This window comes from Sulfitobacter sp. SK025 (genome assembly GCF_003352105.1).
GTDB lineage: Bacteria > Pseudomonadota > Alphaproteobacteria > Rhodobacterales > Rhodobacteraceae > Sulfitobacter > Sulfitobacter pontiacus.
Genome location: NZ_CP025808.1, coordinates 602,485 through 614,197, shown reverse-complemented (window position 1 = coordinate 614,197; position 11,713 = coordinate 602,485). Strand labels below are relative to the sequence as shown.

10 protein-coding genes are annotated in these 11,713 nt (G+C 59.5%); 5 read left to right on the top strand and 5 right to left on the bottom strand.

Translation table 11 applies throughout. The annotated features are described in order from the left end of the window. The first annotated feature begins 85 nt into the window (after nucleotides 1–85). Together C1J04_RS02835 and C1J04_RS02830 are read left to right on the top strand one after the other, a co-directional pair. Nucleotides 86–985, top strand: coding sequence for a LysR family transcriptional regulator (locus C1J04_RS02835; protein ID WP_009825873.1), 900 nt, complete (start codon nucleotides 86–88; stop codon nucleotides 983–985). Between the two features lie 156 nt (nucleotides 986–1,141). Further along, nucleotides 1,142–1,996, top strand: coding sequence for a DUF481 domain-containing protein (locus tag C1J04_RS02830; RefSeq protein ID WP_037954081.1), 855 nt, complete (start codon nucleotides 1,142–1,144; stop codon nucleotides 1,994–1,996). A 135-nt stretch (nucleotides 1,997–2,131) separates the two neighbouring features. Here C1J04_RS02830 and C1J04_RS02825 read toward each other — a convergent pair whose 3' ends face one another. After that, on the bottom strand, nucleotides 2,132–4,303 hold the full coding sequence (locus C1J04_RS02825) for a transglycosylase domain-containing protein (RefSeq protein ID WP_174226594.1): 2,172 nt from the start codon (nucleotides 4,301–4,303) through the stop codon (nucleotides 2,132–2,134). A gap of 256 nt (nucleotides 4,304–4,559) precedes the next feature. Between C1J04_RS02825 and C1J04_RS02820 the strand changes: the two genes are divergently transcribed. Then, nucleotides 4,560–4,898, top strand: coding sequence for a P-II family nitrogen regulator (locus C1J04_RS02820; RefSeq protein WP_005851080.1), 339 nt, complete (start codon nucleotides 4,560–4,562; stop codon nucleotides 4,896–4,898). A gap of 25 nt (nucleotides 4,899–4,923) precedes the next feature. Continuing rightward, entirely contained in the window at nucleotides 4,924–6,225 is a 1,302-nt protein-coding gene (locus tag C1J04_RS02815) for an ammonium transporter (protein WP_005851078.1), read from the top strand. A 164-nt stretch (nucleotides 6,226–6,389) separates the two neighbouring features. Here the strand turns inward: C1J04_RS02815 and C1J04_RS02810 are convergent, their stop codons facing one another. The 4 genes from C1J04_RS02810 to C1J04_RS02795 form a co-directional block, all read right to left on the bottom strand. Further along, nucleotides 6,390–7,574 carry an amino acid aminotransferase gene (locus tag C1J04_RS02810; RefSeq protein WP_009825870.1) on the bottom strand — a complete coding sequence of 395 codons (1,185 nt, stop codon included), beginning with the start codon at nucleotides 7,572–7,574 and terminating at the stop codon, nucleotides 6,390–6,392. After that, a complete protein-coding gene (sseA, locus tag C1J04_RS02805) occupies nucleotides 7,574–8,428 on the bottom strand; it encodes a 3-mercaptopyruvate sulfurtransferase (protein ID WP_009825869.1) in 855 nt (284 codons plus the stop codon). The genes C1J04_RS02810 and sseA overlap by 1 nt, the downstream gene beginning before the upstream one ends. 143 nt (nucleotides 8,429–8,571) lie before the next feature. Beyond that, on the bottom strand, nucleotides 8,572–9,060 hold the full coding sequence (smpB, locus tag C1J04_RS02800) for an SsrA-binding protein SmpB (protein ID WP_009825868.1): 489 nt from the start codon (nucleotides 9,058–9,060) through the stop codon (nucleotides 8,572–8,574). A gap of 94 nt (nucleotides 9,061–9,154) precedes the next feature. After that, complete coding sequence (locus tag C1J04_RS02795; RefSeq protein ID WP_037954079.1) at nucleotides 9,155–9,973, bottom strand: sulfotransferase family protein; 819 nt, start codon at nucleotides 9,971–9,973, stop codon at nucleotides 9,155–9,157. Nucleotides 9,974–10,131: 158 nt separating this feature from the next. Here C1J04_RS02795 and C1J04_RS02790 point away from each other — a divergent pair, with 158 nt between their 5' ends. Continuing rightward, nucleotides 10,132–11,709 (top strand): DUF5928 domain-containing protein, encoded by a 1,578-nt coding sequence (locus tag C1J04_RS02790; RefSeq protein WP_009825866.1) that lies wholly within the window; start codon nucleotides 10,132–10,134, stop codon nucleotides 11,707–11,709. The last annotated feature ends 4 nt before the right edge of the window (nucleotides 11,710–11,713 follow it).

Genomic DNA, 11,713 nt, shown 5'->3' with positions numbered 1-11,713 from the left:
GCGCCTCCTTTCCGGTCTCTTTCGGATAGGGGCGCGCGATTCAGGTCAGCTTGGCAACGGGCCTGCGGAGGATCATGATCAGGGCATGGATATCACCCTGATCAAAACCTTTATCGAAGTCGCCAACACCGGCTCTTTTGTCGCTGCTTCCGAACGGCTGTTTGTCACCCAATCCGCTGTCAGCCTGCGCGTGCAACGGCTTGAGGACAGCCTAGGCCACCCGCTGTTCAAACGATCGAAAGCGGGGGCGGTGCTGACCTCGGAAGGCGAACAGTTTACCTCATACGCGCTGAGCCTTCTCAAGATATGGGAAGAAGCGCGCCAGCAGATCGCGATCCCCGAAGGATACAGCCGCAGCTTTTCTTTCGGCGCACAGCACGCGCTGTGGCACAAGCTTGGCTTTCGCTGGATCGACACGATGCAAGCGATGATGCCCGAACTTAGTATTCACGCCGAAATGGGCATGTCCGACCGGCTGACGCGGTTTCTGGTCGAAGGGGTTATTCAGGCCGCCTTGCTTTACACCCCGCAGCTGCGCCCCGGTTTGCGCGTCGAACCCGTGCTGGAGGAAGAACTGATTCTCGTCGCGTCCTTTGAAACGGACGTCAAAGACCTTGGCAAAGAATATGTCGCGGTCGACTGGGGGCCGGAGTTTACGCATATGCACGCCAGCGCCCTGCCCCATCTGACCAATTCGGGGCGATCATTGGCCCTTGGCGGGCTTGCGGCCGACTATATCGTCAACCGTCGCGCCGCTGCCTACCTGCCCGCACGGGCAGTGCAACGGTATCTCGACGTTGGAAAACTGCATGTTGTGGCAAATTCCCCACGCTTTGCGTACCCCGCATGGGTGGTCTGGCGCGAAGATCTGGACCCCGAGATGCTGTCGATCGCACGGCGTAGTTTGATGGAGCTCGCTCAAGCGGCTGAAAATCAACAGAATATCCTGATCGAGAGCTTGGACAACGGGCAAAAGACGCCTTAATTCCGCTTCAAGGGCAGTTAACACGAGCAATACTTGCTTCATGCACGATTTATTCGAATTTCACTTATCTGACCCCCTATCTTAAATCCATTCTCAGCAGAGATGCTCTCGCCTCAATCAACGAGGCGGGTCACTTCTAAGGGAAAGGATTCCCCAATGAATACAGTACTTAAAGCGTCCGCGGTTTCCGTAATCGCACTCTTGGCTGCTGCTCCAGTTTTCGCGCAGCAACGTGCGCTTGGCATTGAAACGCTGAACGACCAGATCGAAGACATCACCGATGACGTGAACACCGACCTGGCCCGCGGCACCGACGCAGAACGTTATGGCGCCAATGGCGTTGCCCAAGGCTGGCGCGGGTCTTTCGCCCTGTCCGCATCGGGCACCAGCGGCAACACAGACAACGGCGAAGTATCGGGCGCTGGCCGCCTGACATACGGTGTCGGCGACTGGAACCACCTGGTTGGTTTTGCGGTAGAATACGGCGAAGCAAACGGCACAAAGAGCGAAGAGAAGTTCTTTGGTACCTATGAAGGTAGCCGCTACTTCACACCCGAGTTCTATACGTTCGGCCTGGCCCGTTACCAATATGACGGTTACCTGACCGACACATCCGGTGCAGCCGTTGACGGTTCCGAAACAGATGCATTCTTGGGCTTTGGTCCGGGTTACCGCGCGATCAATAAAGAAGACAACACATGGCGCGTTCAAGCGGGCCCCGGTGTACGCTACTTTAAAGACGCAACCGGCACCTCCGAAACCGAAGTCGGCTTTATCGCCTCGTCGCGCTACTTCTACGCGTTCAACGACATCGTATCCTTCACCATGGACACCGACATTGTCGGCTCTGATGTGAACACCATCGTGTCGAACGACGCTGGCATCAACTACAAGATGTCCGACAACCTGTCGACACGCGTAAGCTACCGTACCGACTACAACACCGATCCGGTTGCGGGCCTGAAATCCACTGACAACACCCTGGGTGTGTCGCTGGTTCTGGGCTTCTAAGCCAGACCGTCAAACCCCCGGGGGCGGGTCTCCTCGTACCGCCCTCGGGGATGCGACAAAAGGAAGGGAGGCCGGAATAATCCGGCCTCCCTTCTTTCGTTTCCAAAACATCGTGCTGCGGCAGAGGCAGGGCCTTTACCCGCCAAAGATATCGCGCAGCACCCTGTCGATGACGCCCAATGGGTTGTCCTGACGCGGCACTCGCTGCGGCTGCGCCGGTTGCTGAGGCTGCGGCGGGGCTTGCACCACTGGCGGTTCCGGCACGATCATCGGCAGCGGCGTATTCGGCAGCCCTTCGTGAACGCGCATCATGACCTGCTTCCAGATCTCGGTGGGCAACCCGCCCCCCGATACACCGGTCAACGGCGTGTTGTCGTCATAGCCCATCCAGACACCGGCCACATAGTCGGCAGAGAAACCGATGAACCAAGCGTCGCGGTTGGCCTGTGTCGTGCCCGTCTTACCGGCCAGTTCACGACCACCAAATTGCGCCCGCTGCCCCGTGCCTTCGGACACCACCTTTTCCATCATATAGACCAATTGCAGCGCGGCATCTTCCTGAATGACCCGCTCGCCGATACCGCCGCCCGTGCCCATCACCGGATCAGTGTCGCCCTGCAACGTCAGATCAATCAGCCCGTAGGGTTTGACCGATGACCCGCCGTTCAGGATGCCGGCATAGGCACCTGTCATTTCAAGCAACGTGCTTTCGGACGCCCCAAGCGCCAGCGCCGGACCGACGGCCAGATCGCTTTTGATGCCGAATTGCTCTGCCACCTGGCTGACCACATCGCGCCCGACACTCTCCGAGACTTTGACCGCCGGAATGTTCAGCGAATCCTTGAGCGCGGTGGTGAGCGTCACGTTACCCTTGAAGCTGTTGGTATAGTTCTTCGGGCACCATTCGCCCGACCCGGGCACGTTCAGACAATAGGGCGCGTCTTCGATCAGATCGTTGGGCGAATACCCCAGATCCAGCGCCGCTGCATAGATAAACGGCTTGAAGGCAGAGCCAGTCTGGCGCATCGCTTGTGTCGCGCGGTTAAAGGCCCCCGCGACCTTGGTCTTGCGCCCACCGACCATGCCACGCACGGCCCCGTCAGCAGACATGATCACCACAGCCGCCTGCGCTTTGGACCCTTCGCGGACCTTGTTTTCGAACACCCAGCTCAGACCTTCCTCGGCGGCGCGCTGGATCTTTTGGTCAAGGGTGGTCTTGATCACCACATCCTCGGTCGTGTTGCGGGTAAAGAACTCCGGCCCAGACGACATCACCCAATCCGCGAAATAGCCACCCGCCTCGGCCTCTGCGGCTTCTGACAGCTCGGCGGGGTTGGCAATGGCGTTATCCGCTTCGACCTTTGACAGATAGCCCTGATCCTCCATCAGGCGGATCACGGTTGCCGCACGGCTTTGCGACCGATCAAGATTATTGGTCGGTGACAGGGTGGTCGGTGCGGTCAACAGACCCGCCAGCATCGCGCCCTCGGCAGGCTTCAACGCGGCGGCCGGTTTGCCAAAGAAACGCTGCGCCGCAGCTTCGGCCCCAAAGGCACCGCCGCCCATATAGGCGCGGTTGAGGTAGATCGACAGGATATCATCCTTGGAATACTTCGCTTCCATCGCCATCGAGAACAGGGCTTCCTTGCCCTTGCGCGACAGCGAGGACCGGCGACATTCGGCTTCGTATTCCTTTTCCGTCTGCCCCGACGACGCATCATAGGGTTCACCCAGACACAGCAGCTTGGCCACCTGCTGCGTGATCGTCGAACCGCCGTGACCGGACAAGGGCCCGCGACCCTCGCTCAGGTTGATCTTGACCGCCGAAGCGATACCGCGCGGGCTGACACCAAAGTGACGATAGAAGCGTTTGTCCTCTGTCGCGATCACCGCGTTCTTCAGGGCGGGGGATACGCTGTCTGCGGTGACGACGCCGCCGAACTGATCCCCGCGCCATGCAAAGACATCACCATAGCGATCCTTGAGCGTGACAGACCCTCGCGCACGCCCATCCAGCAGCGCCTCGAGCGGCGGCAGCGTGGTGTAGAAATAGCCGACGGCCAAGGCAACCATCAGCACCGCCACGGCAGTCACCCGCCAGACGATCGTCCAGATCAAACGGAAGACCCACCGCACCAGCGCGGCCAGCCAGCCAATAGGCCCCTTGGGGCGCGCAGGCGCACGACGTGCCGGCTTGCGCTTGGCCGGAGCCTTTTTCGCGACCGGCTTGCGGGGCGGTTTGCCGCCTTTGCCCGCGGTGCGTTTATCGGCAACCAAGGGCCGCTTCCGTTTGGATGAATCACTCATATGCTGCTCGCTGAACCATTCTTTTTTTTCGCACTCTATCCTGCACGGCGCGGTTTGTTTAGCGCAGACGCCCCGCTGCGCCATCTAATTAACGCCCAATAATTAGGCACATCCCCCACAACGCCCAATAATCGGGCAAACACGCCCGCCCAGAGAGGGACTAAGCGCGATGCACCCTTCCTTCAAGGGGCACCGGCCGCTCTTTTATCCAAGGCATAACGCAGGAAGTACCTGCCATCTGGAAGAGGGATTATAGGTGAAACTCATTATCGCAACAATCAAGCCATTCAAGCTCGAGGAGGTGCGCGAAGCACTGACCGAAGCGGGCGTGCGTGGCCTGATGGTGACCGAGATCAAGGGCTTCGGTGCCCAATCCGGCCATACCGAAATCTACCGCGGCGCTGAATATGTCGTGAACTTCGTACCCAAGGTGAAGCTTGAACTGGTGGTCGCAGATGCGCTGGCCGACCAGATGGTCGAGACGATCACCCGCACCGCACATACCGGCAAGATCGGCGACGGCAAAATCTTTGTCCTCGACGTTGAACAAGCCGTGCGCGTGCGCACCGGCGAAACCGGCGAAGACGCCATCTGACCCCCACGTCCGAGGAATTGACGACATGACATCACGACTTCTTATTCCCCTTGCTGCCGCAGCGACGCTGCTGCCGTCCTTGGGTTTCGCGCAGGAGGCCGAGTATGCGACTGCGGCTGATACTGCTTTCATTTTCAACACGATCCTGTTCCTGATCGGCGGCTTTCTGGTGTTCTGGATGGCGGCGGGTTTTGCCATGCTCGAAGCCGGTCTGGTGCGGTCCAAGAACGTGACCACCCAGCTGACCAAGAACATCGCGCTTTTCGCATTGGCCGCCATTCTCTACTGGCTGGTCGGCTATAACATCATGTACCCCGGCGACGCGTGGATCATCCCCGGCGTGTTCGGCACTTTTGCAACCAAGGACATCAAGACGGCGATTGACGCGGGCGGCTATTCCAACGCGTCGGATTTCTTCTTCCAGCTGATGTTCTGCGCAACCACCGCATCCATCGTTTCGGGCACATTGGCCGAGCGTATCAAACTGTGGCCCTTCCTGATCTTCACCATCGTGCTGACCGGCTTTATCTATCCGATCGAAGCAAGCTGGCAGTGGGGCGCAGGCTGGTTGTCTGACGCGGGCTTCAGCGACTTCGCGGGCTCCACTCTGGTCCACGCCGCGGGCGGCTTTGCGGCTCTGGCAGGTGCGCTGGTGCTTGGCCCCCGTATCGGCAAATACAAAGACGGTCGCGTGATCCCGATGCAGGGTTCGAACCTGCCGCTCGCCACTTTGGGCACGTTTATCCTGTGGCTGGGTTGGTTCGGCTTCAACGGCGGCTCGCAGTTGGCCATGGGGTCGATGATCGACGCTGATGCTGTTGCGCAGATCTTTGCCAATACCAACATGGCTGCTGCTGCCGGTGCCATCGCCGCGCTGGTCCTGACCCAGATGCTGTACAAAAAGCCCGACCTGACAATGGTGCTGAACGGCGCGCTGGCCGGTCTGGTCTCTATCACAGCTGGCCCGCTTGACCCGACGCTCTTCGGTGCGCTTTGGATCGGTGCTGTGGGCGGTGCGATCGTGGTCTTCGCGGTGCCCTTCCTCGACAAGCTCAAGATTGATGACGTGGTCGGTGCGATCCCGGTTCACCTGATCGCAGGCTTCTGGGGCACGCTGGTTGTTCCCGTCTACACCGACGGCACATCCTTTGTGACGCAGATCATCGGCTTTGCCTCAATCGGTGCCTTTGTCTTCATCGTGTCGCTGATTGTGTGGATGATCCTGAAAGCCACCACCGGCATCCGCGTCAGCGAAGAAGCCGAGATCGCTGGTCTGGACGTGTCCGAACTGGGCATGGAAGCCTACCCTGAGTTCTCCAAGAGCTAAGGTCCAAACTCCTGCAGGCAGGCAGAGGCCCGGGCGTTCGCGCCCGGGCTTTTTGCTGCGCGCGTGTTATGCTGGGCAGGACTGGCAATGCACCCAAACAAAAACCGCCGCGCCAGATGCCAGCGCGGCGGTTTGAGTATTTTTGAAAGGGTGAAGCGGCGGGGTTAGATGCCGACCTCGATGATCGCCTTGGCGAGGATCGGCACGGTTTCGGCGTTCAGCCCCGCGATGTTCATGCGGCTGTCACCCACCATATAGATGCCGTGGTCTTCGCGGAGCTTGTCGACCATGTCAGACGAGGTTCCGAGGCGCGAGAACATGCCGCGGTGTTCGGCAAGGAAACCGAAGCGGTCAGAGCCGGAGAGACGCTGAAGTTCGCCCGCGAGCTGGCTGCGCAGGCCCAGCATGGTGTTGCGGATGTCTTCGAGTTCGGCCATCCAGTCGCTGCGCAAGGCGTTATCGTTCAGGATGGTGGTGACGATGCGGGCACCGTGATCTGGTGGGAAGCTGAAGTTCTGGCGGTTGAGGAAGGCCAGCGTGCCCTGGTTCAGCTTTTGCGCCGAGGTGTCTGCCGAAAGCGCCATCAGGATGCCGGTGCGTTCGCGGTAAATCCCGAAGTTCTTGGAGCAGCTTGCCGCGATCAGACATTCAGGCACCGCCGCCGCGACCTTGCGCGTGGCCGCCGCATCTGCGTCAAGCCCGTCGCCAAAGCCCTGGTAGGCGATATCGATCATCGGGGTGGCACCGGTGTCTTGCAACACTTTGATCACTGCGTCCCATTCGGCGGCGTTCAGGTTGGCCCCTGTCGGGTTGTGGCAGCAGCCGTGCAGCAGGACCACATCGCCTTTTTGCGCGGTCTTGAGGTCGGCGATCATGCCGTCAAAATCGACGCCACGGGTTTCATCGTCGAAATAGCGGTAGGGGACCATCTCCATCCCCAGATATTTCAGGATCGACAGATGGTTCGGCCATGTCGGGTTCGACACAAACACCCGCGCCTGCGGGCGGGCCATCTGGATCAGCTCGAACGCCTGACGGATCGCGCCGGTCCCGCCCGGGGTCGCGGCGGCGGCAACCTGTGCGCGGGGGACCGCATCGCCAAGCACCATCTGCACCATCGCATCGCCAAAGGCAGGATCGCCCGCCAGACCGGTATAGGCCTTGCTGGTCTGGGCTTCCCACAGTTGGTGTTCAGCCGCCTTGACCGCGCGCATGACGGGCGTCAGCCCCGTGGCATCCTTGTACACGCCCACGCCAAGGTCGATCTTGGTCTCACGGGGGTCATCCTTGTACATCTGCATCAAGGCAAGGATTTTATCGGCGGGCTGCGCCTGTAGGGTTTCGAACATTATGCGTCTCCGGTCGCAACGGGCACGGTGGGGAACATCCCCCATTCTGCCCAAGATCCATCGTAAAGGGACCAATCGGTATGGCCCATCCGTTCCAGTGCCAGCGCGAGTATCGCCGCAGTGATGCCGGACCCGCAGGTCGTGATCACAGGGTGCGACAGGTCAATGCCCGCCGCTTCAAAAGCCGCTTTGGTCTCGGCTACGGATTTCAGTGTTTTGTCGTCGTTCAACAGCTCTGTGTAGGGCAGGTTGCGCGACCCGGGGATGTGGCCGGCGCGCAGGCCTTCGCGGGGTTCGGGCGCGTCGCCGCGAAAGCGGGCCGCTGCGCGGGCATCAACGATCTGCGGTGCCTTGAGCTTGGACGCCTGAGCGACCTGCGTCACATCACGCACCAGTTGGTTCTGGAAACGCACGGTCATGTGGCGGTCGCGGGGGATCGGGGGCATGTCTTCGGTGGGGCGACCTTCGGCGACCCATTTGGGCAGCCCCCCATCCAGCACGGCGACATTTTCCTGCCCCATCAGACGGAACAGCCACCACACACGCGCAGCCGACAGCAAGCCGGCCCCGTCATAGACCACCACCTGATGCCCGTCGCCCACACCCATAGCGCGCATCCGCGACATGAACTTTTCAGCAGGCGGGGCCATATGCGGCATATCCGACCGCCCATCAGAGATTTCATCGATGTCGAAAAAGCGGGCGCCGGGGATATGCGCCTGATTATATTCGGCTTTGGGGTCGCGTCCTGCATCGGGCAGATACCATGACGCGTCCAGCAGACGCAGGTCGGGATCCTTGAGGTGCTGCGCCAGCCAATCGGTTGAAACAAGCGTTTTCGGGTTGTCAGCCATGGGTCCACCCCCTTTTAGAACAGGTTTTTCAATGCCTACCCGCGACGGCCCCCGCAAGCAAGAGCCCGCGACTGTGCGCATGCAGCACAGGCCGGAAATGGGCATATTGTGTTCCGTTCAGACCCCGAGAGCGGGACGGGGCGTCAGCCGTGGTCTTTCAGCAGGCGCTGCTTTTGGCGGGACCAGTCGCGCTTGGCGGCGGTTTCGCGTTTATCGTGCAGCTTTTTACCCTTGGCGATGCCGATCTTGATCTTGGCCATGCCACGGTGATTGAAATACATCACCATCGGGACCAGCGTCATGCCTTTGCGTTGGGTTTCATTCCACAGGTTCGACAGCTCCTTCTTGGACACCAAGAGCTTGCGGCGACGGCGTTCCTCGTGGGTGAAGGTCTTGGCCTGCGTGTAAGGCGCGACGTAGGAGTTCACCAACCACAGCTCGCCATCTTCCACGGCGGCGTAGCTTTCGGCGATATTGGCACCGCCGTTGCGCAGGGATTTGACCTCGGACCCTTCAAGAATGATGCCGCATTCGACATCATCGTCGATCGCGTAATCGAACCGCGCGCGGCGGTTTTCGGCGATGACCTTGTAGTTCGGGTCGGATTTGGAAGATGATTTAACCTGTGACATGCCAAGGATGTAGGGCGTTGCGGCCCTGCGCGCAAGATGCCGCAGCGGGCATAACCGCATGGACCGTCAGGCGGGGCGCGCCGGCCCTGCCCGCTTAGTCGCCCAGCTTGGCGTGCACTTCGGCAAGGTCGATCTCGCCCGTGGGCATCTTGTTTGCCGGATTGTCGAAATCGTATTTGAACAGCTCGAAATCCTTTTTGAAGATCTCGCGCATCAGATGCATCGACAGATCGTCGAAGTAATCCTCTACCGGGTGGGCGCGCTTGGGGCCGTGGCCTTCGGATTCGTTAAACCGCGGAATTTCGGACAGGTTCACCGTATGGGGCGTGTCGATGGCATCCAGCACGCTTTGCATGCCGTCGTTGAACTTCTCTGTCCAGATGATCTTGTCATAGGTGCCGCCGTTCACGATGAACGTGCTGACATGCCCCGATTGCGCGGACCAGTGGATGTCCGGGTCCATGGGCCGACGCCAGCGGATGGTGTCGCGGGCAAACAGCAGGAAACGGCGGAAGCTGGCGATCTGGTCAAACTCTTGCTTGCCGTCATCGCCGCCGACCTCGATCCCGTATTTTTGCACAAGCAGCGGCACCAGATTGCCGCGATACCGCCGGCCGTTGCGCTGGATGCCGCAAATCTTGTCGAAGAAAGAGCTGAGGATGCGGGTATATGGATTGCGCACGCAGGTGAAGGCGTAGGATTTGTGGTTTTCCACATTGCGCGTAATCAACGGCTGAGAGTCGTCATGCGCCCATTTGTGCATGCCCGATTTCGCGTCATGGATGTCGCCGTCAAAGAATTCGCCATGGTCCGAATAGAACATGATCTGCCCGATCGTCGAACAGGCGCATTTGGGCACCACGCGGTATACCACGCTTTCGCTTTCTGTCATCCATGTCCCTGGAAAACCCATAATCGGCTCTGCCTCCTAAATTTTTTCGCACTTATGCTGCCATTTATGGCGACAGAATGGCCTGAAATATAGAAAAAGCAAATATTCGCGGTTTATTCAATCGCTGTTCGCCTTTATCTAACAAACTCGTCCAGAGCAGAGGGGATGCGTGTTTCGCGATGGCCAGAATTGCCTATATCCTTTTGTGTCACAAAGACCCCGTTGCAATCATCAAGCAGGCGGAGAGATTGACGGCGTCTGGCGATTACATGTCGATCCACTTTGACGCCTCGGCCAGCCCGACCGATTTCGCACAGATCACCCAAGCGCTTGGCAAGAACCCCAATGTGACCTTCGCAAGCAAACGCATCCGCTGCGGTTGGGGAGAATGGTCGCTGGTACAGGCGACGCTGAACGCCGTCGAAAGCGCGATTGATGCCTTTCCGCGTGCCACACACTTCTACATGCTGTCGGGCGATTGCATGGCGATCAAATCCGCCGAATACATCCACGACTACCTTGATGATAACGACGTCGATTTCATCGAAAGCTTTGACTACTTCGAAAGCGACTGGATCAAGACCGGCTGGAAGGAAGAGCGGCTGATCTACCGTCACTGGTTCAACGAGCGCACCCAGAAAAAGCGGTTCTACGGCATGTTCGAGCTGCAGAAACGCCTTGGCCTGACGCGCGACATTCCTGCGGACCTGCAAATCCAGATCGGCAGCCAGTGGTGGTGCCTGCGCCGCCAGACCATAGAGGCGGTGATGGCCTTCACCCGCAAACGCAAAGACGTGATGCGGTTTTTCAGGACCACCTGGATTCCGGACGAGACGTTTTTTCAGACCATTGTGCGCCATATCGTGCCCGACAATGAAATTCGTGCGCGCACGCTGACGTTCCTGATGTTTACCGACTACGGCATGCCGGTGACCTTCTATAACGACCACTACGATCTGCTGCTGGCCCAAGACTATCTATTCGCACGCAAGATCAGCAGCGAGGCGACGGACCTCAAGCGCCGGTTGGGGTTGCTTTACTCGGCCAAGGATGTCGAACTGCAGATCAGCAACGAAGGGCGCAACCTGTTCAAGTTCCTGACCGGTCGGGGTCGGATCGGGCGGCGGTTCTCTACCCGTTTCTGGGAGACGGAGAGCACGCTGGGGCGCGAGCGCGAGTTGCTGATTGTCGTGTGCAAAAAGTGGCATGTCGCCAAACGCGTGCTAGAGCAGATGCGTCAGGTCACCAATCTGCCCGCGATCGAATATCTTTTCAGCGAACAGGACACCCCCCTGCCCGATCTTGGCGGCATCCAGAACAGTCTGGGCAAGCGCACCCGCCACCGGCGGTCCCTGATGCGGATGCTGTTCGACTATTACGAGGCCGACCGGCTGATCGTCTGCATGGACCCCGGCGATATCGACCTGCTGAACGACTTTGCCTCTGACCGGTCGATGACACGGGTTCTCGAGATCGAATGCCAGTTCTCGGATGACTACCTGGTCGGCCACGCCATGCGCGTGGGGCTGGCGGGCGAACGCACCTCGGCTGACACGCTGGAACGGCTGCTGCCCACCATCCGGAACGACCTGACCCTTGAATCCGACCGCATCCGCGACGCGCAGTTTGAAAACTACGCCCGGATGCGCGAAACAGCCTCGGCGCAGGACAATGCCGAGGCGCTGGCCGCTTTCCTGCGCATCTCTCCGGAACAGGCGCAGCCCATTGCCGACACACATTATCTTTTCACCGATTAAGGAC

What these genes read in the sequence shown, in the direction of transcription:
- C1J04_RS02835 (WP_009825873.1), top strand. Translation starts at nt 86, where the DNA reads ATGGATATCACCCTGATCAAAACCTTTATCGAAGTCGCCAACACCGGC.
- C1J04_RS02830 (WP_037954081.1), top strand. Translation starts at nt 1,142, where the DNA reads ATGAATACAGTACTTAAAGCGTCCGCGGTTTCCGTAATCGCACTCTTG.
- C1J04_RS02825 (WP_174226594.1), bottom strand. Translation starts at nt 4,303, where the DNA reads ATGAGTGATTCATCCAAACGGAAGCGGCCCTTGGTTGCCGATAAACGC.
- C1J04_RS02815 (WP_005851078.1), top strand. Translation starts at nt 4,924, where the DNA reads ATGACATCACGACTTCTTATTCCCCTTGCTGCCGCAGCGACGCTGCTG.
- C1J04_RS02810 (WP_009825870.1), bottom strand. Translation starts at nt 7,574, where the DNA reads ATGTTCGAAACCCTACAGGCGCAGCCCGCCGATAAAATCCTTGCCTTG.
- sseA (WP_009825869.1), bottom strand. Translation starts at nt 8,428, where the DNA reads ATGGCTGACAACCCGAAAACGCTTGTTTCAACCGATTGGCTGGCGCAG.
- smpB (WP_009825868.1), bottom strand. Translation starts at nt 9,060, where the DNA reads ATGTCACAGGTTAAATCATCTTCCAAATCCGACCCGAACTACAAGGTC.
- C1J04_RS02795 (WP_037954079.1), bottom strand. Translation starts at nt 9,973, where the DNA reads ATGGGTTTTCCAGGGACATGGATGACAGAAAGCGAAAGCGTGGTATAC.
- C1J04_RS02790 (WP_009825866.1), top strand. Translation starts at nt 10,132, where the DNA reads ATGGCCAGAATTGCCTATATCCTTTTGTGTCACAAAGACCCCGTTGCA.